Origin of the sequence: Lysobacter sp. 22409 (assembly GCF_052045105.1) — a bacterium.
Taxonomy (GTDB): Bacteria; Pseudomonadota; Gammaproteobacteria; order Xanthomonadales; family Xanthomonadaceae; genus Lysobacter; species Lysobacter antibioticus_B.
Window position 1 is genome coordinate 1 of the sequence record NZ_JBQEOE010000017.1, and the last position, 22,534, is coordinate 22,534.

A 22,534-nucleotide genomic window follows, 5' to 3' on the forward strand; every position below is an offset into this window, starting at 1 on the left:
CTTTGAATCACAGGCCCGCACGATCGGTGCATCCGCGGGGATTTTTCATACGGGACATCCCTGTCCCGATGAAAAACGGCCCGCATCCCTGCGGGCCGCCCTCCGGGTCTTCCATTGCCTTCGCGAGTGCCAAGCCGCGCACAGCAACAGCAAAGGCAAATCCCCCCTACCCCCCTTTTCAAAGGGGGGAGAGCCGATGGCGCCGCTTGAGCAAATCGGGCCTGGTGTTGACGCGTACACCCGTTACGAACCGGCGCAGAACGAAAACCCTCACCGACCCAACCGCCACGCCAATCCCGTCACCCGCGCCGCATGCCTCGATAACGCCTGCCTCAGCACCGGCTCGCTGGCGGCGATGTGCAGCGACTGCCGCGCCCGGGTCATGCCGGTGTAGAGCAACTCGCGCGACAGATGGCGCGCATCCTGCCTCGGCAGTTGCAGCCAGACGCTGTCGAACTCGGAACCCTGGGCCTTGTGCACGGTCATCGCGAAGGCGCCGCCGTGCGCAGGCAAGGCAGAGGGATGGAAGCCGCGCACGCCGTCGCTGCCGCCGGCGAACCAGGCCACGGTGGTCGCCGCACTGCCGTCTGGTTCGCGCGCACCGGCCGGGCGAACGCTCGCGTCCGCGCGCAGGCAGACGCCGATGTCGCCGTTGAATAAACCATGGCGATAGCTGTTCTCGGTGATCAGCAGCAAGCGGCCATGGAAGTACGGCGGTCGATGCGCGCCGGCCAGGGCTTCCTCGATGCGTGCGTTCAACGGCGCCGCGCCCTGGCCGCCATCGCGCAAGGCGGTCAGCAGGCGCAGGCGCGCCGCCAGCGTCAGCGCTTCGAGCGGATCGGTTACACCGGCCAGTGCGCGCCAGGTCGGCAGCAGCAGTTCGCGGCCGTTGCCGCTGAGCGGGTCGTGCACGTCCTCGTGGAAATGCACGCCGGCCAGGCGGCCGCCGCGCAACAAAGCGAGCACCGCATCGGCATCGCCGGCACGCGTGGCCTCGGCCAAAGGCGCCAGTTCCAGGCTCTCGGCCTGGCGATAGCCGCGGCGCAGATGCACCCGGTAGGCGCCGAGCGGGGTCGGGTCGGGCTGCACCGGCAAGGCATCGCCGAGCAAAGGCCGCAACCGCTCCGCGAGCGCCAACGGCAGGCCGTCGTCGTCGCCGGCGGCATCGACGATCGCGGCGAGCACGTCGCCGGCTTCGACCGAGGGCAGTTGGTCGCGGTCGCCGAGCAGGATCAGGCGGGCGCCGTTGGCCACCGCCTCGACCAACTTGCACATCAACGGCAGGTCGACCATCGAGGCCTCGTCGACCACGACGATGTCGAACGGCAAGGGCCGGCTGGCGTCGTGCATAAAGCGCGGGCTGTCGCGCACGCTGCCGAGCAAACGGTGCAGGGTGCTGGCTTCGACCGGCAAAGCCTCGCACAGCGCCGCATCGACACCGTCGAGGCCGCGCAGCCGCGACGCCGCCGTGCGCAGGCTCTCGGCCATGCGTTCGGCAGCGCGCCCGGTCGGCGCCGCCAACGCGATCCGCGGTGGATCCACGCCTTCGGCATCGGCCTGCGCGATCAACAACAGCAGCAGGCGCGCGATGGTGGTGGTCTTGCCGGTACCGGGGCCGCCGGTGGCGAGCAACAGCGATTGCAGCAAGGCCACCGCCGCCGCGCGCGCCTGACGGTCGTCGTCGCGCGCGTTCGGAAACAGCGCCGCGAACAACGGCGCCAGGGCCGCGAGGTCCGGCGCCGGCGGCACCGAGGCGGCGATCCGGCGCAGGCCGGCGGCGAGCCGGCGTTCGTATTCGCGATAACGGCGCAGATACAGCAGGCCGCGCTCCAGCACCAGCGGTGCGTCGCGATGCGCGACGGCGCCGTCGGTGGGCGTCGCGATCCAACGCGAGTCGCGCAATTCCGCCAACCACTCGTCCGCGGGCGGCCAGTCGATCGCCGCATCGCTCAACAGCCACGGCTGGGCCGGATCGAAGGCGGCATGGCCGTGGGCGATCGCCTGCGAGGCCAGCGCCGCCGCCGCCAGCACCCAGTCCGGCGTGTCGCGGTCGAGCCGGCGCAGCGCCTGCGCCAACGCGTGATCGATCGTGCGCAAGGCGCCTTCGCGGTACAGCGTGTCGAGCAGGCTCATGCCCCACCCCCGCGTCCTGCGAACAAGGCATCGACCGCATCGACCAACGCGCGCGCCGGCTGGTACGCGTACAGGCCCGCGGCCGGGTCTTCGGGGTCGAGGCCGCGGCAGAACAGATAGCGCACGCCGCCGAAGTCGCGGGCGTAGTCGTAGGCCTCGCCGAGGCGGAAACGCAACCAGCGGTGCAGGGCGATGGTGTAGATCAGCGATTGCAGGGTGTACTCGCTTTCGTCCATCGCCCGCTCGACGTGCGCAGCGTCGTAAGCGGGCAGGCGGTTGGTCTTGTAGTCGAGCACGTAATAGCGGCCGTCGTGGACATAGACCAGGTCGATCTTGCCGGTCATCAGGCCTTCGAGCCGGCGCCGCAGACCGAAGGCCTGGCGCTCGCGCAGCCAGCCGTGCGCATGCATGGCGTCGAGCAAGGCGTCGATCGGCGCCGATTCCAGGGCGAAGTGGAACTCCATCTCGGCGCGGCGTTCGCGCTCGGGCACCTCGCACAGGCGCGCGCCTTCTGGCAGCGCGGCGGTCAGGGTCAGGCCGACCAGCGAGGCCAGCACCGGCAAGCCCTCGTCGATGTCGGCCTCGGTATAGCCTTCGGTGCGCAAGGCCGACGCCAGCACTTCGCCCTCGCCCGCCGGCTCGGCCTGGCCCGGCGTCCAATCGCGCCAGGCGCCGAAATCGACGCGTTCGAGCGCGTCGTGGACGACGTTGCCGAAGCGGCTGCCGGAGAAGCGCGCATCGGCGGGCGTCAGCAAGGCCGGGGTGGTCTCGGGTTCGTCCTCGGCGCCGCGTTCGTCCAGCGCCACCAAGGGCGCATCGCCGCCGCTGGCCTCGTTGGTGAGCTGGGTAAAGCTGTAGACCCACCAGTCGCGCGCCAGATTGCGTCGCGCGGTGCGCGCCGGCGGCACTGCGCCGGACGCGGCCGGCAACAGCGGCGTGGGCGCGGCTTCGAGCGCGCCGTCGTCGATGACGATCTCGCCGGCATGGCCGGCGGCGAGCGCTTCGGGGTCGGCCACCATCGCCAGCAACGGCGAAGCCGGCGCCAGATACAAGGGGCCGCTCGCCAGCCACAGCGCATGCCGCGCGCGGGTCAGGCCGACGTAGAGCAGGCGCGCGTCTTCGGAGCGCGATTCGATCGCGGCGCGTTCGCGCGCGCTGTCCCAGTCGGGCGCGCGCGGGTCGACCACCTCGGTCTGCAACTGCAGCACCCGGCCCAGTTCCGGGTCGGGGTATTCGCACAAGCGCCCGCCGCGCGGCTCGCGGCCGATCGCGATGAAGGGCAGAAACACCAGGCCGAACTCCAGGCCCTTGCTCTTGTGCAGGGTCAGGATCTGCACCCGGCGCGCATCCGATTCCAAACGCAGCTGCTGTTTCTCGTCGCTGTCGTCGGCCTCGGCGATACGCAGGCGCAGCCAATCGCGCAGGCCGTGCAGGCCGAGCGAGCGGGTATCGGCTTCCTGCAGGGTTTCGCCGAGTTGCATCAGATTGGTCAGGCGGCGCTCGCCGTCGGCCAGGGTCAGCAGGCGCGGCGCCTGCTCGGCGCACAGGTCGGCGATCAAGGCCAAGGGCCCATGCCGCTGCCAACGCTCGCGCCAGCCCAGCGCGCGCATCTGCCAATCGCGTTGCCAGGGCTCGTCCTCGGACAAGCGCGCGATCGCGGTCGCATCCAGGCCGATCAAGGCGGTCGCGAGCGCGGCGCGCAGGCGGCCGCCGTCGCCGGGGTGCAGCAAGGCGTCGAACAGGCTCAACACGTCCAGTGCCTGTTCGGTCGCGAACAAGCTGCGGCGACCGGCCGCGACCGCGGGAATGCCGGCGGCGATCAAGGCCTGCTGGATGCGCGCGGCCTCGTCGTGGCTGCGCACCAGCACGGCGATGTCGGCCGGCTGCACCGGCCGGCCGGCGATCTCGGCGCGGCCGTCGCGCGCATCGCGCAACCAGGCGTGGATCGCGGCGACGCAGGCGCGGGTGGCGAGTTCGCGCGATTCCGGCGCATTCCACTCGGGCTTCTTGCGGCCGTCGTCGGGCGCGGGCAAGCGGCGCAAAGTCAGCGCCGGCGCGGTCGCGCCGTCGCGTTGCAGGTCGGCATCGGCGACCGCGCCGCCGGGCTGGACTTCGCGGAAGCGGATGCGCGGGTCGATGAAGGCCGCCTCGCCGGCCTGCGCATACAGCGCCGACACCGCGCGCAGCAGCGACGGCCGCGACCGGAAGTTGTGATCCAGCGGCGGCGCCTCTTCGGCGCGCTGGGCCGCGCTCAGATAGGTGTGCACGTCGCCGCCGCGGAAGCCGTAGATCGCCTGCTTGGGGTCGCCGATCAGGAACAGCGCGCGTTCGCCGAACACCCGCTCGAAGATCCGCCACTGGCGCGTGTCGGTGTCCTGGAATTCGTCGACCAAGGCCACCGCGTACTGCTCGCGCAGGCGTTCGGCCAGCGCATCGCCGTGCGGCCCATCCAAGGCGGCGGCGACGTCGGCGATCAGGTCGTCGAAGCTCTGCACGCGGCGCACGCGCTTGAGTTCGCTCAGACGCTTGCCCGCTGCCTCGCGCACTTGGTGGACCAGGGCCACCGCCTGCGCGGCCAGCCATTGCGCGCGCAGCCCGGCGGCGTCGAGGTAAGCGGCGACGGCGTCGAACAGCGGCGACGACGGCGTCGCCGCCTCCTTGCCCTTGTTGGTACGTGCGGCCAGGGTCGCCGGCGTCAACCGTTCGATGCGCGGGTCCAGCGCCTGGCCGGCATCGCCGTGCGCGCACCATTGGCTCAGCAGCAGCCACAACTCGCGCGGCAGCGTCGCGCGATAACTGTTGCCGTTGAGCACCTTGGCGGCGATGGCGGCGTCGAGGCGCGCGCAGGCTTCATCGCCGTGCTCGACGAAAGCGGCGTTCAGCGTTTGCGCGGCCTGTTCCAGCGCCGGCAAGGGATCGACCGACTCCAACGGCACCGGCGGCAGCAACTGCGGCGTGCGCAGCAAGGGGCCGAGATCGGCCGCAAGCGAAGGCGGGCCGCCCGGCCATTGCAGCGACAGCAGTTCGGCCGCAGTCGCGTCGCTGCCGAAGGCGCGCCACAGGTCCACCGCGATCTCGTCGTGCAGTTCGCGCTCGCTGCCGATCATTTCCGGCGCCGCGAACGGCTGCCCGGTTTCGAGCGCGTGCTCGGCCAGCACCCGCGCGCAGAAACCGTGGATGGTAACCACCGCGGCCAAGTCGATCTCGCGCGCCGCACGCGCCAGGCGCACGCGCAAAGGCGCGGCGCCTTCCTGCGCCGCCTGGGCCTCGACCAGGCTGCGCGTCAGCGCGCGCTCGCTGTCGTCGCCGTCGCGCGGCAGGGCCGGGTCGTCGGCGGCGATGCGCGCGGCCAACAGCAGGCGCCGGCGCAGGCGCTCGCGTAGTTCCTGGGTGGCGGCGTCGGTGAAGGTCACCGCGAGGATCTCGCCGATGCGCAGCTCGCGTTCGATCACCAGGCGCGTGACCAGGGTCGCCAGGGTGTAGGTCTTGCCGGTGCCGGCGCTGGCCTCGATCAGGCGCAGGCCGTCGAGCGGCAGTTCCAGGAAAGGATCGCGCACGGCGTTCATGCGCCGCCGCCTTCGTCGCGGCCGTGGACGACGGCGCCGAACACCAGCTTGGCGATCTCGCGGAATTCTTCGCCCAACATCGGGTCACGGAACGGATCGCGCCCGCGCAAGGCCAGGCGCGCGCCGGGCGTGGTCGCCTCGCCCCAACTGCGCGGGCTGCCGTGCCACTGACTCTCGGCCTTGCCCCAGCCGTCCTTGTCCTGGGCGGCGGCTTCGTACCAGAGCCAGCCGGCGCGCGGCAGGAACGGCAACGGCGCACGCAGGCCGTAGTCGCGCAGGCGCAGCAGGCTGCGCAACGCGGCCTGGGCCTCGGCCGGCGCCAGCGCCTCGCGCAAATGCGGCCCGGGGCCGCCGTCGATCTGGGCGAACTGGGCCAGCGGGCGCCGGTCGCCGAGCGCCGACAGCACCAGCCAGTCGAGCCCGTGGGCGATCTGCGACGGCCCGTGCAGGCTGTCGAAACGCAGACGCGCCAGACCGCCGGCGTAGACGTCGTCGAGCCGGCCGAGCAGGCGCGCATCGCCGAGGTCGAGTTCGAACGGCAATGCTTCCGCCTCACCGCTGCGCCAACGCGCGAAGGCGTCGGCATAGGGCCGCACCTGCCCGAGCAAGGCATCGAGTTGGCGCCGGCCGAGCGGGCCGGACGGCAACAGCGCGCGCGCGCGCAAGGTCGCCTGCAAACGCTCGCGATCGATGCGTCCAGCGCCGGCGATCAGGTCGTCGAACACCGCGCGCTGCAATTGTTGGCGGAACAGGCCGGGCCCGGGCAGCACCAGCGGCTCGACGTCGTCGCTGCTGTCGATCTCGTCGGGCAGGCGCAGGCCGAGGCGCTGGCGCAGGAACGCGGTCGGCGGGTCGCGCAGGAAACTGCGCAGGTCTTGATAGGTCACGCTGCCGTCGTCGGCGGCGTCGGGATCGGGCGGCAAGGGCTCGTTGAGCCAGGGGCCGATCTCGCCGCGCAGACCGAGCGCGCCGGCGTCGACCGCCGGCCGCCATTCGGCGCGGTAACTGAAACGGCGCGGCTCCGGCTCGCGCTCGCCGGCGCCGAACGCGGCCGCGGCGAACGGCTGCAGCGGTTCGCGCACCACGAATTCGTTGCGCGCCGCGGCCGGATCGGCGTGGTAACGCGCGGCCACGTCGAGCAGTTCCGAGACCAGGGTCGAGGGTTCGCGCTGGCTGCCGTCGCGCGGATCGGCGCCGAGATAACTCAGATAGAAGCTGTCGGAGGCGGCGCCGAACAATTGCAGGAACAAGAAACGGTCGTCGTCGCGCAGCGAGCGGTCGCCGTGGCGGCGCGCGGCGGTGCCGAGTTCGGCGGCGAGCCGGTTAAGACCGCCGGCCGGGTCGCGGCGCGGGTAATCGCCGTCGTTCATGCCGAGCAGGCAGATCACCCGGAACGGGATCAAGCGCATCGGCACCATGCGGCCGAAGCTGACCCCGCCGGTCAGCAGCGGCGCGCGCGTGTCGGCTTCGGCGAGTGCGGCGCGGAAATGGCTGCGCACGACTTCCGCGCCGACCGTGCCTTCGAAGCCGGCCTTGGCGGCGTCGCGGGCGAAGCTTTCGATCAGGTTGCGCAGGCGCTCGAGGGTGCGCTGGTCGGTGGCGTCGCGCGGGCGTTCGGGCAGCATCGCCCGCAACAGGCCGAGCAGGCGGTCGGACCAGTGCGCCGGGCTCAATTCGGCATCGAGCGCACGCTCGAAGCGCGCCAATACCCGCAGCAAACGGATCAGCGCATCCAGCGCGTCCAGCGAGGCGCCTTCGAGTTCGGCATAGGGCGCGATGCCGGCGATCATCTCGTCGGGCGCGGCGCCGTCGCCGGCGGCGTGGCCGAGCAGCAGGCGGTCGAGGGCAAAGGCCCAGGTGTAGGCGTCGTCGCCGGGCGCGTCGTGGCGGCTGCGGTGGGCGGCGTCGATGCCCCAGCGCGCGCCGGCGTTCTGCAGCCAGGTGCGCAGGCGTTCGAGGCCGGCGCCGTCGAGGCCGGCTTGGTCGGCGATCGCCGGCGTCGCCAGCAGGTCGAGGATTTCGCTCAAGCCGAAGCGCGAGACCGGCAAGGCCAGCAGACGCAGGAACACTTCCGCGAGCGGCTCGGACGCGAGCGGGCTGGCATCGGCCAAGGCATACGGAATGAAACCCGCGCGCCCGGCCAGGCCGCCGAACACCGCGGCGATGTGCGGCGCGTAGGGATCGATGTCGGGCGCCAGCACCGCGATCTCGCGCGGCTGCAGTGGCGGGTCGAAACGCCGGCCCTCGGTCGAGTTCGGATCGAGCAGGCCCTGCAATTGATCGTGCAGCACCTGCACTTCGCGCAAACGGGTGTGGCAGGCATGCACCTGCAGGCTGGCGTCGCCGCGATCGACACGTTCGCGCCACGGCGTCGCCGGCAGCGCGCGCCGATGCAGCAGGTCGCGTTGCAGGCGCTGTAGCAGGCTGTCGCGCGAGGGGTCGTCGTGACGGCTTTCTTCGGGATCGGCGTAGGCGGCGATTTCGCCGGAGGGGTGCACCACTTCGTAGCCGCCGAGCACCGCCATGAAATCGCGGCCGGCCGCGCCCCAGGCTTGCAGCAGCGGGTTGTCGTCGTCGCCGAAGGCGGCGTCCTCGCCCAGGCGCAGGCGTTCGGCCAGGGTGCCCAGGTCGCCCCAGTACTTGCGCGTCGGGGTCGGCAGATAGAAGTGCAGGGTGCCGGCGATCGACTGGGTCGCGATCATCCGCAGCACGTCGGGCGAGACGTTGAGGGTGGCGAAGGCGAACAAGCGTGGCGGCAGCCCGCGCGGCGGATGCGCGATGCCGGCCTCGCCCTGGAAACGGGTCAGGTAATCGTCGATGCGGCGCGCGCGGTAGCGGCGGCCGGCGGCGACGCGTCGCCACAACGCCGCCTGCGGATCGTTGCGTTCGTGGCCGGCGTCCCAGGCCAGCAGCCAGTCGCGGCGCCAGGCCTGGTATTTCTCGAACAGCGAAGCCAACTCGCCCGACAACGACCACGACTTCAGCGGGTCGTCGCCCTCGAGATAGGCGCGCAGCGGCGCCAGTGCCGGCTCGCGCAACTGCGCCGGTTGCGACAACACGTCGTACAAGCGCCAGCGCAGGGCCTGGGCATCGAGGTCCTCGCCGGGGCGGTCGCGGTCCTGGTCGGTCGCATTGGCGTCCAGCGCGCGCTGGACGAATTCGCCCGGGGTCAGGAATTCCAGGTTCGCGGCGATGCCGTAGGCCTGCGCCAGCGTGGCCTGCAGCCAACGCCGCATCGCCACTTGCGGGATCAGGATCACGTCCGGCGCCAGCAAGGGCTGCCCCGGCGCCGGCGTGCGCAACTCCTGCGCGAGCAGGCCCGCCAGCACGTCCAGCGCATTGGAATGGTAGAGACGGAAATCGGCGCGCGCGGGCATCCCGCCATCTTGCCGCAAGGGCGCCGGATGCGCTGCGGCCGGTTGTGGCGTTTGCGGGAACGATTGCGGGCGTGGTGGTCGAAGAGGCGTCGAAGCAAATCCCCCTTGCCCCCCTACTCAAAGGGGGGAGGCTTCGGGTCGTTGGCGCTGGGTGCGATGTGAAGCGCGCTTCGGGTGGCGCTCGCCACCGACAACGAATCGATGTGCACATCGTCGCAAGTCCGACCTTCGCCGATGAGTACTCGTTCTGCATGTACCCCGGAACGACTCCCTTCTCGACCGATGCGCAACTCCCAGATCACCTCCCTTCCTTTGAAAAGGGGGCCAGGGGGGATTTGCCTTTGCTCCTTGCCTCCACATCCCTCGACACACTTAAAACCGTTTTAATCGCCGCCGGCCACCCTGCCTCGACGATGCGACGACGGCCGAACGCTCCGTCCCGCCACCGCCGCGAGCGAAGCCGCCTAACCTGCGACAATGGCCGACGCTCCACCCCGGTTCAGCCTGGCTGGGCCAAGCTGCGCCGTTTTGCAGCCTCGTCCGACCGTCTCATCGCCCTCGTACACGGACAGTCCTACCGCATGACGACCGAACCGCCCATCGTCCGCCTGACCGACCTCCGCCTCGACCGCGGCGGCCGCAGCGTGCTGCGCGGGATCAACCTGTCGGTGCCGCGCGGCAGCATCGTCGCGGTGTTGGGCCCCTCGGGCAGCGGCAAGTCGACCCTGCTGTCGGCCCTGACCGGCGAACTCGCCCCGGCCGCGGGCACGGTCGAGGTGTTCGGCCAGCAGGTGCCGCAGGATCAGCGCGAGCTGCTCGAACTGCGCAAGGGCATCGGCGTGCTGCTGCAGGGCAACGGCCTGCTGACCGACCTGACCGCAGCCGAGAACGTCGCCCTGCCGCTGCGCGCGCATACGCGCCTGCCGAAGGCGCTGATCCAGCGCCTGGTACTGATGAAGCTGCACGCGGTCGGCCTGCACGCCGCCGCCGATGCTTTCCCGCGCGAGCTGTCCGGCGGCATGGCGCGCCGGGTCGCGCTGGCGCGCGCGCTGGCGCTGGACCCGCCGCTGATGATCTACGACGAGCCGCTGACCGGGCTGGACCCGATCGCCTCGGGCGTGGTCATGAGCCTGGTGCGCCGCCTCAACGACACCCTCGGCCTGACCAGCATCGTGGTCACCCATCACGTCCACGAGACCCTGCCGGTCGCCGACCACGCCATCGTGATCGCCAACGGCGGGATCGTGTTCTCGGGCACGCCGGGCGAACTCGAACGCAGCCAGGACCCGCTGGTGCGCCAATTCCTGCTCGGCGAACCCGACGGCCCGATCGGTTTCGACGCCGCACCGCGCACCACCACGGAGGCCGCCTGATGCCCTTCATCGCTGCGACCCGCTCGCTGGGCCGCGCCGGCCTGTTCTCGCTGTCGGTGCTGCGCGCGTCCAAGCCGACCCGCGACTTCTTCCGCGAGCTGACCCGTGAAATCTACAAGATAGGCGCACGTTCGCTGCCGATCATCGCTGTTGGTGGCGCATTCGTAGGCTTATCGGTGACTTTGCTGGGCTATCGCGCGCTCGATACCTACGGCGCCGCCAACCAGGTCAGCGCCATGCTCGGCCTGGGCATGTACCGCGAGCTCGGCCCGGTGCTGACCGCGCTGCTGTTCATCGGCCGCGCCGGCAGCTCGATCGCCGCCGAACTGGGCCTGATGCGCGCGACCGACCAGATCACCGCGCTCGGCCTGATGGCGATCGACCCGATCGCCAAGGCGGTGGCGCCGCGCTTCTGGGCGGCGGTGCTGTGCGTGCCGCTGCTGACCGGCTTCTTCTGCAGCCTGGCGATCAGCGCCAGCTATTTCGAGTCGGTGCACGTGATCGGCATCGAATCGGGGATCTTCTGGCAGGTGCTCAAGGACAGCGTCGATTTCTTCGACGACTTCCTGATGGCCTTCGTGAAGTCGGCGGTGTTCGGCGCGACCGCGGCCCTGGTCGCGGCCTATGTCGGCTATCACGCCGAGCCGACCATCGAGGGCACCTCGGTGGCGACGACCCGCGCCGTGGTCAACGCCTCGCTGCTGGTGCTGATGTTCAACTTCGTGATGTCGGCGCTGCTGTTCAAGTAAGTAAGGTAGCCCGGGCCGGATGAGGGCAGGGACGAGGTCGAAGCTGCGCAAGCGCGCCGCCTTCCCCCAACCCCTCTCAGCCTTGCACTCCCTGCGGTCGCCGCCGCTGGGAGAGGGGCCCGAACCCAGGTTTTGTTCGACACGTCGTAGACCAACCGTTACATCGCCGCGCCGAACCGCGCGGGCTTTATCCCCAAGGTGATGCCATGTCCGTCCGCAGTCCCCGCATCGAATTCGCCGTAGGCGCATTCCTGCTGCTCGCCCTGGCTTCGCTGCTGGTGCTGGCGATCGCCTCCACCAACGGCAAGTTCGGCTTCGGCCGCAGCAGCTACGAGATCACCGCGCGCTTCACCACCATCGGCGCGCTGCGCCCGAACGCACCGGTCAAGATCGGCGGCGTGACCGTGGGCCAGGTCGCCGACATCTCGCTCGACCCGGTCAAGTACAGCTCGATCGTGACCCTGGCGATCGACAACCGCTACCGGAACCTGTCGGCCGACACCGCCGCCGGCATCTTCACCAGCGGCCTGCTCGGCGAAAGCTATATCGGCCTGACCCCGGGCGGCGACCCGGACAACCTCAAGCCCGGCGACGAGATCTACCTGACCCAGCCGGCCGTCGACCTGATCCAGCTGGTCGGCAAGTACATGTTCAGCGGCGGTGGCGCACAAGGCGGCAATGCGGCCGGCGATTCGGCCGCCAAGCCCGCCGACGCCGGCGTTCCCGACTATCTCCAGGGCGAAGCCGCCCCCTCCACCGACGAGACCAAGAAATGAAGCGTTCACTGATCTCCATCGTCCTCGCCTCGGCCCTGCTCGCCGGCGCTCCCTCGCTCGCCCTCGCCCAGGTCACCGCGGCGCCGGGCACAGCACCCGCCGCCGGCACGCCGAGCGCGATGGTGCTGGCCAACAGCACCCGCATCCTGTCGACCCTGGAAGCGCGCCGCCCCGAGTTCAGCAAGAACCGCGCCGCGCTCAGCCAGTTCATCTCGACCGAGTTCACCCAGGTGTTCGACCGCGACTACGCCGCGCGCCTGGTCCTGGGCACGCACGGCCGCGGCGCTTCCGATGCCGACGTCGCCGCGTTCGCCGATGCCCTCACCGGCAGCCTGATGCAGCGCTACGGCTCGGCCCTGCTCGACTTCAACACCAAGCTCAAGGTGCGCATCAAGTCCGAGACCCCGTTGCGCGGCGGCGCCATCGTCAAGGTCTCCAGCGAATTCCTGCGCCAGGGCGGCGAGCCGATTCCGGTCGACTACCTGCTGCGCAAGAACGGCGCGCAGTGGAAGGTGTTCGACGTGATGGTCGAAGGCGTGAGCTTCGTACAGACCTTCCGCAATCAGTTCGACACGCCGCTGAACCAGAAGTCGATCGCCCAGGTCGCCAAGGACCTCAAGGCCGGCAAGCTGCAGGCCCAGGCGAGCGGCAACTGAGCATGGACGCAGCGACGGACCGCGACGCCGCCGACGTGCGCAAGGACGGCGAGGCGCTGGTGTTCAGCGGCGCGCTCGACCGCGCCGCGGCGGCGACGCTGTGGTCGCAGGCGCGCGCACTCGTGAGCGGCGTGCGCCGTTTCGACCTGAGTGCGGTGAGTACCGTCGACAGCGCCGGCCTGGCGCTGTTGGCCGAGCTGGCCGCGCAGGTCGAGGGCGTCGAAGTGGTCGGCACGCCGGCCGGGCTGAGCGAATTGCGCGCGGCCTACCGGCTCGACGACGCGCTCGGTTTCGGTCGCTAAGTTCAGGCTCTCGAGTTCCGGTCGCCGATACACAAACTCCGTCGCAGAACTCTCCTGTTGCGGTCGCCAATGCCGACGGATCCGGCCTGGCTGCCCCCACCCGTTGTCCCGGAAGACTAGACTGCAACCATGCGCCCCCACGCACTCTCACTCTCGCTCGGCCTGGCTTTGGCCGCGCTGCATTCCGTACCGGCTTTCGCGCAGGACGCGAACCCGGCCTCCGTTGCCGAAGCGGCCGTCGTAAGCGCCACGGCGCAAACCGACGCTGCGCTCGCGACCGCACCGACCGAAACCCTCGCGCCCGCCGACGCGGCGACGACGCCGGTCGACACGACGCAGGCGGCGACCGCCGAGCCCGCGCTCGACTACGCCCTCGCCCAGGTCGAAACGAGCCAGGTCCAACCGGCACAGCCCGATCCGAATGCACCGGCCGCCGAAGCCGTGCTGCCGCCGGCCACCGCCGCGGTCGAGCCGAGCGCGGCCGACGACCAGCGCACCGAGGCCGAGCGCGATTTCGATGCCCTCTACGGCACCCCGGCGCAGGAATACGACCCGGTCGCCGACCCGACCCTGCCGGCGCCGGCTTCGGTCCCGGGCGCGTTCGACCCGTGGGAGAAGTACAACCGCAAGATGCACCGCTTCAACATGGCGGTGGATCGCGGCGTCGCCCGTCCGCTCGCGCGCGCCTACTCCAAGGTCGTGCCGCGTCCGGTGCGCCTGGGCGTCAGCAACTTCTTCAACAACCTCGGCCAGCCGGTGTCGATCCTCAACGCGCTGCTGCAGGGCAAGCCCAAGCAGGCCGCGCAGGCGCTCGGCCGCTTCGCGCTCAACACCACCCTCGGCATCGGCGGCATCTTCGATCCGGCCAGCGACGCCAAGCTGCCCAACCGCAGCGAAGACTTCGGCCAGACCCTGGGCGTGTGGGGCTGGAAGCGCTCGCGCTATGTCGAGCTGCCGTTCTTCGGCCCGCGCACCGTGCGCGACTCGTTCGGCGCCCTCGGCGATGCCCCGTTGAGCCCCCTGCGCCACGTCGAACGCGACCGCATCCGCATCCCGCTGCAGGGCCTGCAACTGGTCGACGTGCGCGCCCAGTTGCTGCCGCTCGACAGCCTGCGCGACGGCGCCGAGGACGAATACGCCCTGGTCCGCGACTCCTGGACCCAGCGCCGCGACTATCAGATCTTCGGCGACCGTCTCGACAAGAACGGCGACAGCGCCCTGCCGGAATACCTGCAGGACGACAGCAACCCGAGCGTGCCGGCCGATGCGATGCCGGTGATGCCGACCGACGGCGGTCGCTGAGCCGCGCGATCGCCTCGCTGCACCCTGTAACGACGAACGGCCCGGATGCGAATCCGGGCCGTTCTGCTTTAGCGGTATCGCGACCTCAAGCCTGCGGCGCTTCATCCCCGCCGAGCGGCAACAAGCCCGCGGCCCCTTCGATCGGCCGCACGCCCTCTTCGCCGTCTTCCGAGGCAGCGTCCTCGTCGGCCGACAACTCGACCAACTTCGGCGGCAAGGCCTTGTTCGGTTTCACGCCCATGTCCTTCAGCATCTCGGCCTGGCGGATCACACTGCCCTTGTTGCGGCTGAGCTTGTCGCGCGCGGCGTCGAAGCTGTCCTTGGCCTGGCCGATGCGGTCGCCGACTTTCTCCAGGTCGGCGACGAAGGCGCATAACCGGTCGTAGAGCTGCGCACCGCGCTTGGCGATTTCCTGGGCATTGCGGTTCTGCGCTTCCTGCCGCCACAGATGCGCGACGGTGCGCACCACGAACAGCAAGGTCGACGGGCTGACCATCAACACGTTGCGCTGCCATCCGTCCATGAACAGGTTGCGGTCGTTGGTGACGGCAAGCATGAAGGCCGGCTCGATCGGCACGAACATCAACACGAAATCGAGCGAGCGCAGGCCGTAAAGCTCCTGGTAGCGCTTCTCCGACAGCCCGCGCATGTGCGCGCGCACCGAGTCCAGGTGACGCTTGAGCGCACGCGCGCGCTGCTCGTCGTCTTCGCCGCTCGCGTACTCCTCGTACGCGGTCAGCGAGACCTTGGAGTCGATCACCAGATGCCGGTCTTCGGGCAGATGCACGGTGACGTCGGGACGGCGTTCGCCGTCCTCGCTGTTGTGGCTTTCCTGGACGTCGTACTCCTCGCCCTTGCGCAACCCGGCCGACTCCAGCACGCGTTCGAGGATCAACTCGCCCCAGGCGCCCTGCGCCTTGCTCGACCCCTTGAGCGCACTGGTGAGGTTCTTGGCGTCGTCGCTGAGCGACTGGTTCAAGGCCATGAGCTGACGGACCTGCTCGCCGAGCGCGGTGCGGTCGCGGGTCTCGTTGTCGTAGACGGTCTCGACCTTGCTTTGGAACTCGACCAACTTCTTCTGCAGCGGGTCGAGCAGCAAGCCGAGATGGCTGCGGTTCTGCTCGGTGAAGCGCTTGCTCTTCTCTTCGAGGATGTCGTTGGCGAGGTTCTTGAACTCGGAGGTCAGTTCTTCGCGCACTTCGCGCAGTTGGGCGATCTTGGCCTGCGACTGATTGCGCTCGGCGTCGAGCTGGGTCGCCAGTTCGGCGGCCTGCACCGACAGACGTTGGGCCTCGGCGGCGTGACGATCGCGCACGCGCTCGGTCTCTTCCAGGTTCGTCCGCGCCACGCGCAGGCTGTCCTGCTCCTTGGCCAACTCGGCGCCGACGCGGCCGATCGACTCGCGCAGCACGCCGCTGTCGCGCACCAACTGATCGCGCAGACTTTCGAGCTCGCCAAGACGCGACTGCAACTCCGGAATGCGCGCAGCGCGCTCCTGCAACTGGGCCCGTTCCTGGTTGGCCGCATTCAACTGCGTGCCCAGCTCCGCGCGCGCCGCCTCCAACGCACGCGCGGCTCCGGCCCGGGCCAGCAGCCAGGCGAGCGCGGCGCCGATCGACAAGGCGAACAGGATGGCAACGAGGGCAGCGGTCAGGGGCATCGGGAAACTCTTGGAGAAGGCCTTGGGGCCAGGCGCCCGGGGTGGGCGGTGTGGAGCAGGCGGTATGGGGCAAGCGGCATGAGGCGGGCGGCATGAGGCGGGCGGGGGAAGCAGGCGATTCGACGCCACCTGGGTTCGGAGCCGGTGGGTCGATACCGCTCGCAGCCTGTCCGCGCAGCCGCAGATGGCTGTCTAGTCTAACGGGGTGAGTCTCAGGCCCTGCGATGGCGAGCGGTTAGGCAGCGATGATCGCCCAGGCCGGGGCATCCGCCGATCGCCCATTCGGGTGGAACCGGCGCGAAAGCGAAATGCGCAGGCGGTCGCAGATCGCGCCTGAATCGGGGCGGCCGAGTTCCGTACGGAACCGAACCGGCGCAGGGAACTGTGCCAATCTGGATTCGCCCCGATCGGCTTCGCCGGCCGGTCACCGCAAGGATTGCATGCATGGACCCGCAAGCTCCCCGGCTCTACGCCGACCCGCGCGGCATCTGGCGCGACGATGGCGCCGGCCGCGTCCACGGCATCCGCTGGGCCGATATCGACGGCATCGACGGCTATGCGATCGACGTGGTCGACCGCAAGCTGATCTTCGTCGAGCTGGGCACCGTGAGCGGCGACAGCCTGGAGCTGCGTACCGACTGGCCGGGCTACCGCGAAGTCGCGACCGCGATGAGCGTGCATTTGCCGGGGCTGGACCTGGACGCCTTGAAGCGCCTCGAATTCGCCCTGCCCGACGACCCGCCGGCAGTGTTGTGGTGGCGCGATTGAGCTGATGGCGCGTAGCGCGCGCTTGAGGGGCGCTACGTCGCCTGTAGGAGCGGCGTGAGCCGCGACCGCGGGACGAGTAGAGGCAGCAACGCCAGTGTGATTCAACGAGGCGGTGCGCCATCGCGAGGGTAGGAGCGGCGCGAGCCGCGACCGCGTCGTTTCGGTCTCGTGGTGTATCGTTCAAGAAAGATCAGGATCAAACGCCAAAAGCTTCCGCCACTAAAGCGGCGGGTTACTTTCTTTTGTCATAAGCAACAAAAAGAAAGCTAACCAAAGAAGTTGCTTTTCTTTGAATCACCAACCCGCACGAGCGATGCCGACGCAGGGCTCTACATACGGGACATCCCTGTCCCGTTGAAAAACGGCCCGCATCCATGCGGGCCGCCCTCCGGGTCTTCGATTGCCTTCGCCAGTGCGCGGCGACGCACGGCCAGAGCCAGAGCTAAGGGCTTTGGATCAAGATGGCTTCGAGCGATTTTCGTCAGCCGAGATTCGCGGTCGCGGCTCGCGCCGCTCCTACCCAAGAGCGGCCGCGTTGCCGTTGCCGTTGCCGTTGCCGTTGCCGTTGCCGTTGCCGTTATTTTGATCTGCTTTGCCGCTTTACCGGTCAAGTGGAGACCCGGAGGGCGGCGCACAGGACGTGCGCCCAGCCCTTAAAAAAGGATGGCTCGATAGGACAAGGATGTCCTATCGAAAAATCCCGGCGACAGCATCGCACTCGTGGCCTGTGCCCTTGCAAGAAGAGCCCTTTTCTTTGGTTAGCTTTGACCGAAGGGAATCCAGACGGACTTTTGGGCTTAGCAAAAGAAAGTAACCCGGCCGCGTCAGCGGGCGGAAGCTTTGCTATTGATCTTGCTTCATCGCTCTGCGGCAAAAAAGCGCCGCAACGGCAAATAACGCGGTCGCGACTCGCGTCGCTCCTACCCTGAGGTTGCATGAAGCGCCGGCGCGAGACAAACAGCGCGGGGTCGCGGCTTATGAGCGAAGGAAATCCAGTAGCACGCCGCTCCTACAGAGGGAGCGACGCACTACAAACCTGGCAATCGGCTCAGTCCAACACCCGACAGAACACCGCCTTCAGATACCGCGACTCCGGCACCTGCGCCAGCCACGGATGATCGGCGCCCGCGCCGGACACCTTGAGCACCTGCACGGTGCGCCCGGCATAGAACGCGGCGCGGCGCAGCATGTCGAGGAACTGGTCCTCGCTGACCAGACCGGTGCACGAGAAGGTCGCGAACAGGCCGCCGGGCTTGAGCGCGCCCAGTGCCAGCTTGTTCATGTCGAGGTACTTCTTCAGCGCCGGGATCACCTGCTCGCGGTCGCGTGTCATCTTGGCCGGGTCGAGGATCACCACGTCGTAGAGATCGCCGGCGTTCGCGACGTCGCGCAGGTAGGGGAAGATGTCGGCTTGAACGAACTTGACCTGTGCGCCGTTGAGCTTGGCGTTGGCCTTGGCGATGTTGATCACGTCGGCATCGATGTCCACGCCGACCACTTCCTCGGCGCCGCGCACCTTGGCGTACACACCGAAACCGCCGGTGTTGCAGCACAGGTCGAGCACGCGCTTGCCGGCGACCTGCTGCGACAGCCATTCGCGGTTGTCGCGCTGGTCGGCGAAGAAGCCGGTCTTGTGCGCGCCGGCCGGGTCGGCGCGGAACTTGATGCCGTACTCGGTGATCGTCGCCGGCGGCACCGCCTCGGTGCCGCGGAAGTCGAAGCTCTCCTGCTTCTGCACGTGCTCGTCGGCGAAGGCGTAGAAGCGGCAGCCCGGGAACTGCTGGCGCAGCGCGTCGTAGATCCATTCGCGGTGACGGAAGGCGCCGGCGCTGAAGTATTCGACCACCAGCAGATCGCCGTAGCGGTCGACCACCAGGCCGCTGAGGCCGTCGCCTTCGCTGTGGACGACGCGCCAGGCGTCGCTGACCTCGTCGAGCTTGAGCACGTCGCGGCGCAGCGACACGGCCGCGGCGATCTTGCGCGCGAACCAGTCGGCGTCGACTTCGACGTCCGGGTCGTTTTCGAGCATGCGCAGGGCGATGCGCGAGTGGCCGTTGTAGAAGCCGCGGCCGATCCAATCGCCGTCGACGCCGAGCACGTTGACGATCGAGCCCGGCTTGGGGCGCTGGGCCGGCTTGTCGACCAGGCGCTGGAAGATCCAGGGGTGGGTGGATTTCCAGGCGTTCTTGAGGCGTACGGTGGGGAGTTCGTTATTCATCCCGCCATTCTACCGGGGACGGGCCTCCGCCTCGCCCGGCTTGGGCCGCCCGGCCCCGCCGCCATCCCGCTGGCGGGACAAACCGGCCCGACGAACGCGGCTTGTATTCCTTCCGGGCGGTGCCAATCTCGGTGATATGCACCTGCCCACCGAAGCCCCTATCCCCGACACCCCGGCCCAGCGCAAAGCCGACCGCAGCCGGCTGATGCGCGCGCTCAACGCCAGCCTGGCCTTCGTCCTGGTGCTGATCGCGGTGTTCACCGCCCAGGGCCAGTTCGACGTGCGCGCCTTCACCGTCCAGCCGTGGTCGGCCGAAGGCCTGGTCGGCCTGCTGACCGCGCCGCTGCTGCACGGTTCGATCGAGCACCTGGCCGCCAACGCGACCTCGCTGTTGTTGCTCGGCACCCTGGCGGGCGCGGTCTACCCGAAGGCGACCCTGCGCGCGCTGCCGATCCTGTGGCTCGGCGCCGGGCTCGGCGCCTGGCTGCTGGGCGATCCGGGCAGCTATCACCTCGGCGCCAGCGGCCTGACGCATGGCCTGATGTTCCTGGTCCTGACCCTCGGCCTGCTGCGCCGCGACCGCCCCTCGATCGCCGCGGCGATGATCGCCTTCCTGCTCTACGGCGGCATGTTGCTGACCGTGCTGCCGCGCGAGATCGGCGTGTCCTGGCAGGCCCACCTGGGCGGCGCGGTCGCCGGCGTGATCGCGGCCTTCGCGTTCCGCCTGCGCGACCCGCTGCCGCCACGCAAGCGCTACAGTTGGGAAGATGAGGACGAAGAGCTGGTGCCGGCCCACGACGAACTGGAACCGCCGAGCCCGCAACGCGTGCCGGTGTTGTGGAACCGCCCGGTCGATGGCGAACGCGGCGTGGTCTTGGAGTTTCCGGCGCGGCAGAGGCACGAGGAGTAGCCGTACCCCGGCATCGCTTTCACTCAGGTTTATACTGGACTGGCTCTCCGTATTCCGGCTCAAGCCGAGCCCCTTCGAGCGATGCCCTTTCATTACGATCCTAGCGCCGGCATTCCGGTGCCTGAGTACGGGCTTACGATTCCCTGGCGCATCACTCAGCCCGAATTGTTCGACCTGATACCGCGCGATCGATTCGAAGAATGCGTTTACGGTCCATCGGTACTGCGCTTCACCTTGTTCGGCTACACCGCGCCGTTCTGGTTCGACTTCGTCACTCGATCGACGCTGAGCGAAGTGCAACTTTTCCGATGGAAGCCTCGCTGGCGCGCACTCAAGCCGGATTTTCGCGAGAGCGCACAGGCCCTGCGAGGCGCGCTCGGCCCACCCGATCGCCTCGATCAACCCGACGGTCAGCTCTGGCATTTTCCTGCGGTTCGAGTCGAGAACTCGGCCGTCGCCGGGCGCCGTCCCCCTAACCGGCCTCTGCGGGTGTACCGGCACGTGCTATCGGTGCAGTTATGGCCCTAAACCGTTAGCGGCCGGGCCATCGGAGCCGATTCGTTTCGCTCGCGTGCCCCTGCGTCGGCGCGTTAAAGTGACTTGGCATCCATGCAGATGAACCGCACGCTGCCCGATCTTTCCCGCTGCCTCCGGAGCCCTTCGCCATGCGCCGCCGCCTCATCGCATCCGCCATCCTCCTGCTCGCCGCCTCGCCGCTCGTCTATGCCAAGAGCGCCTGCATGATCGAAGGCCAGGTCCTCGGCCAGATCATCAACGAATGCACCGAGACCGACCCGCCGGCCTCTGAAGGCGCGCCCAAGCCGCAATGCAACAGCTCGCTGCCGGGTCTGGCGGAGATCGGCGGCCAGGTCTCGGCGCGGCCGGTCGCGGCCTGTCCCTCGGGCGCGGTCGCGATCTGCGATTCGCCGATGAACGCCAAGGCGCGTATCTACTACTACAAGCGCAACGCCGCGCAGATCGCTGCGATCAAGCAGGCTTGCGAGATGCAGCGCGGTCAGTGGATCAAGCCGTGAGGCCTGCTGCCGCGCTTGCCGCGGCGCACGTGCGGGGGGCCGTCGTCGCCGCAATCGCCGCGACGCTCACTATCGCAACCGCGCCGGCGGCGGCACAAACCTCCGACGCGGCCGAGCCGCCTTCATTCGACCGGCCCGGCATCTCGTTTTCGACCGACACCCTGCCGCGCGGCGCCTTCGCCTGGGAGCAGGGCTTGCCGGATTTCGAGCGCAACGACGACGGCGGCCGCCGCAGCCGGCTCTACAGCGCGAATACCAATCTGCGCCTGGGCCTGAGCGAGCGGGTCGAGCTGCAACTGGCGACCTCGGCCTACAACCGGCTGCGCGAACGCGACGGCGACGGCCGCCGCTCGCGCCACGGCGCCGGCGACACCGGCCTCGCCGTCAAGGTCGCGCTGCCGTCCTCGTACGAGGCGTTTTCGTGGGCCGTGCTCGGCGCGGTCACCGCCGCCAGCGGCGCGCGCGACTTCAGCAACGGTGCAACCCGGTACACCCTCGGCACCACGCTCGGCTACGACTTCAACGAGCGCGTCGCCGGCGCGTTGTACTTCAACCTCGACCGCAGCGACGGCGCCGACACCTGGACCTGGTCGCCGAGCCTGAGCTTCGCGCTCAGCGACCGCACCGCGGTCTATGTCGAAGCCGGTATGTCGCACAGCGATCACGCCTCGACCACCTCGGTCGCGGGCGGCGGGGTCACCTGGATGGCGACCCCGCGCGTGCAGCTCGACGCGTCCTTCGACGTCGGCCTGGACCGCAACAGCCCCGATCTACAGGGAGGTCTTGGGGCGTCGTTCTACTTCGACTGAGCCGCGCAATGCCGCGGCCGTGCCGACGCCGGTGGCGATCGCCGAGGCGTAGTCCGGCGCCTGCGTGTCCGCCGATTCGTAGGTCCACAGGAAGCCGCCGCCGATGCCGTCGCTGGCCCATTGCGCGTACTGCTGCTGGACCTGGTTCGGCGTCGAGTCGGTGGATACGCCGGGAATCACGAAGCTGGCCGGGAAGCCGCTGCCGAGCGTCTGCTGCAGCGCCTGGATCCACTCTTCCGGATCGTTGCCGGCGCCGCCGGAGTAGCACTGCAGGTTGAAGCCGATGACCAGGCCGGGATCGGTCTTCTGCAGTTCGGCCACGCAGCCGACCCAGAACTCGGGGTTGTAGTAGGGGCAGAAGGTGACCTTGAAGCCGGCCTTGCCGAGCATGCGGCTGAAGTCGACGATCAGCTTCTGGCTCTGCATTTCCTCGTCGTCCAGGTCGACGGCCTCGATCGCCGGGAAGGTTTTCTTCAACGCGACCAGGTTCTGGAACAGCGGATTCTTCTCGCCGTTGCCGAACTCTGCGATCAGCTTTTGGATGTTGCCGTAATCGCCGACCCCGCCGCCGCCGATCGACAGCCAGACGCGTTCGATGCCGGTCGCGCCCAGGGTCAGCGAGTTGACCAGGGGCACCCATTCCGGCGGACCGACGTACTGGCCGTTGGAGAAGATCTCCAGGTCGTTGTAGTACAGGTCGCCCTTGTACTTGTCCGGCGCCGGCGGCGACTTGTCCTGGTAGTGCACATGCGCCAGGGCCAGGATCGCCGTATTGAAACCGGAAGTCTTGAGTCCCTGGACATAGCCCTTGCCATCGGTCTTGGAGAACAGACCTTCGCAATAGGCGGCGACGATGGACGTGCGTGCGTTGGACATGATCGACTCCTCGTTGTGGGTGAGC

17 protein-coding genes are annotated in these 22,534 nt (G+C 69.2%); 11 read left to right on the forward strand and 6 right to left on the reverse strand.

The features are described 5' to 3' along the window. Window positions 1–270: 270 nt before the first annotated feature. Genes recD through recC form a run of 3 tightly spaced genes read right to left on the reverse strand, consistent with a single transcriptional unit; the run spans window position 271 to window position 9,076 of the window. Entirely contained in the window at window positions 271–2,133 is a 1,863-nt protein-coding gene (gene recD, locus ACTJJK_RS10740) for an exodeoxyribonuclease V subunit alpha (protein WP_440730181.1), read from the reverse strand. Continuing rightward, window positions 2,130–5,699 carry an exodeoxyribonuclease V subunit beta gene (gene recB, locus ACTJJK_RS10745; protein WP_440730182.1) on the reverse strand — a complete coding sequence of 1,190 codons (3,570 nt, stop codon included), beginning with the start codon at window positions 5,697–5,699 and terminating at the stop codon, window positions 2,130–2,132. Before recB ends, recD begins: the two co-directional genes overlap by 4 nt. Continuing rightward, a complete protein-coding gene (gene recC / locus ACTJJK_RS10750; RefSeq protein WP_440730183.1) occupies window positions 5,696–9,076 on the reverse strand; it encodes an exodeoxyribonuclease V subunit gamma in 3,381 nt (1,126 codons plus the stop codon). The genes recB and recC overlap by 4 nt, the downstream gene beginning before the upstream one ends. 581 nt (window positions 9,077–9,657) lie before the next feature. On the opposite strand from recC, the gene ACTJJK_RS10755 reads away from it, so the two are divergent. From ACTJJK_RS10755 to ACTJJK_RS10780, 6 genes are all read left to right on the forward strand, one after another. Then, complete coding sequence (locus ACTJJK_RS10755; RefSeq protein ID WP_031373841.1) at window positions 9,658–10,449, forward strand: ABC transporter ATP-binding protein; 792 nt, start codon at window positions 9,658–9,660, stop codon at window positions 10,447–10,449. Then, window positions 10,449–11,198 carry an MlaE family lipid ABC transporter permease subunit gene (locus ACTJJK_RS10760; protein ID WP_031373842.1) on the forward strand — a complete coding sequence of 250 codons (750 nt, stop codon included), beginning with the start codon at window positions 10,449–10,451 and terminating at the stop codon, window positions 11,196–11,198. The genes ACTJJK_RS10755 and ACTJJK_RS10760 overlap by 1 nt, the downstream gene beginning before the upstream one ends. Window positions 11,199–11,404: 206 nt before the next feature. After that, a complete protein-coding gene (gene mlaD / locus ACTJJK_RS10765; protein WP_036149641.1) occupies window positions 11,405–11,974 on the forward strand; it encodes an outer membrane lipid asymmetry maintenance protein MlaD in 570 nt (189 codons plus the stop codon). Then, a complete protein-coding gene (locus ACTJJK_RS10770; protein WP_031373844.1) occupies window positions 11,971–12,630 on the forward strand; it encodes an MlaC/ttg2D family ABC transporter substrate-binding protein in 660 nt (219 codons plus the stop codon). The genes mlaD and ACTJJK_RS10770 overlap by 4 nt, the downstream gene beginning before the upstream one ends. A 2-nt stretch (window positions 12,631–12,632) precedes the next feature. Next, entirely contained in the window at window positions 12,633–12,932 is a 300-nt protein-coding gene (locus ACTJJK_RS10775; protein ID WP_031373845.1) for an STAS domain-containing protein, read from the forward strand. Between the two features lie 129 nt (window positions 12,933–13,061). After that, the gene (locus ACTJJK_RS10780; RefSeq protein WP_440730184.1) at window positions 13,062–14,234 is read left to right on the forward strand and encodes an MlaA family lipoprotein; all 1,173 of its coding nucleotides are present in this window, start codon (window positions 13,062–13,064) and stop codon (window positions 14,232–14,234) included. Window positions 14,235–14,319: 85 nt separating this feature from the next. On the opposite strand, the gene rmuC is transcribed toward ACTJJK_RS10780, so the two are convergent. After that, window positions 14,320–15,894 (reverse strand): DNA recombination protein RmuC, encoded by a 1,575-nt coding sequence (rmuC, locus tag ACTJJK_RS10785; protein WP_223619180.1) that lies wholly within the window; start codon window positions 15,892–15,894, stop codon window positions 14,320–14,322. 444 nt (window positions 15,895–16,338) lie between these two features. On the opposite strand from rmuC, the gene ACTJJK_RS10790 reads away from it, so the two are divergent. Then, window positions 16,339–16,662: a hypothetical protein gene (locus ACTJJK_RS10790; protein ID WP_031373848.1), complete on the forward strand. Its 324-nt coding sequence runs from the start codon at window positions 16,339–16,341 to the stop codon at window positions 16,660–16,662. A 1,048-nt stretch (window positions 16,663–17,710) separates the two neighbouring features. Here the strand turns inward: ACTJJK_RS10790 and ACTJJK_RS10795 are convergent. Then, complete coding sequence (locus tag ACTJJK_RS10795; protein ID WP_031373977.1) at window positions 17,711–18,880, reverse strand: class I SAM-dependent rRNA methyltransferase; 1,170 nt, start codon at window positions 18,878–18,880, stop codon at window positions 17,711–17,713. Between the two features lie 136 nt (window positions 18,881–19,016). On the opposite strand from ACTJJK_RS10795, the gene ACTJJK_RS10800 reads away from it, so the two are divergent. The 4 genes from ACTJJK_RS10800 to ACTJJK_RS10815 all read left to right on the forward strand — a co-directional run bounded on the left by ACTJJK_RS10800 (window position 19,017) and on the right by ACTJJK_RS10815 (window position 21,633). Continuing rightward, complete coding sequence (locus ACTJJK_RS10800; RefSeq protein ID WP_223619178.1) at window positions 19,017–19,790, forward strand: rhomboid family intramembrane serine protease; 774 nt, start codon at window positions 19,017–19,019, stop codon at window positions 19,788–19,790. Between the two features lie 165 nt (window positions 19,791–19,955). Continuing rightward, window positions 19,956–20,318 (forward strand): hypothetical protein, encoded by a 363-nt coding sequence (locus ACTJJK_RS10805; RefSeq protein WP_440730185.1) that lies wholly within the window; start codon window positions 19,956–19,958, stop codon window positions 20,316–20,318. A 137-nt stretch (window positions 20,319–20,455) separates the two neighbouring features. Then, the gene (locus tag ACTJJK_RS10810; protein ID WP_031373979.1) at window positions 20,456–20,824 is read left to right on the forward strand and encodes a hypothetical protein; all 369 of its coding nucleotides are present in this window, start codon (window positions 20,456–20,458) and stop codon (window positions 20,822–20,824) included. Then, entirely contained in the window at window positions 20,821–21,633 is an 813-nt protein-coding gene (locus tag ACTJJK_RS10815; protein WP_440730186.1) for a transporter, read from the forward strand. The genes ACTJJK_RS10810 and ACTJJK_RS10815 overlap by 4 nt, the downstream gene beginning before the upstream one ends. Here the strand turns inward: ACTJJK_RS10815 and ACTJJK_RS10820 are convergent. After that, complete coding sequence (locus ACTJJK_RS10820) at window positions 21,595–22,509, reverse strand: hypothetical protein (RefSeq protein WP_152566403.1); 915 nt, start codon at window positions 22,507–22,509, stop codon at window positions 21,595–21,597. The two genes, ACTJJK_RS10815 and ACTJJK_RS10820, sit on opposite strands and share 39 nt — an antisense overlap. Window positions 22,510–22,534 lie beyond the last annotated feature (25 nt).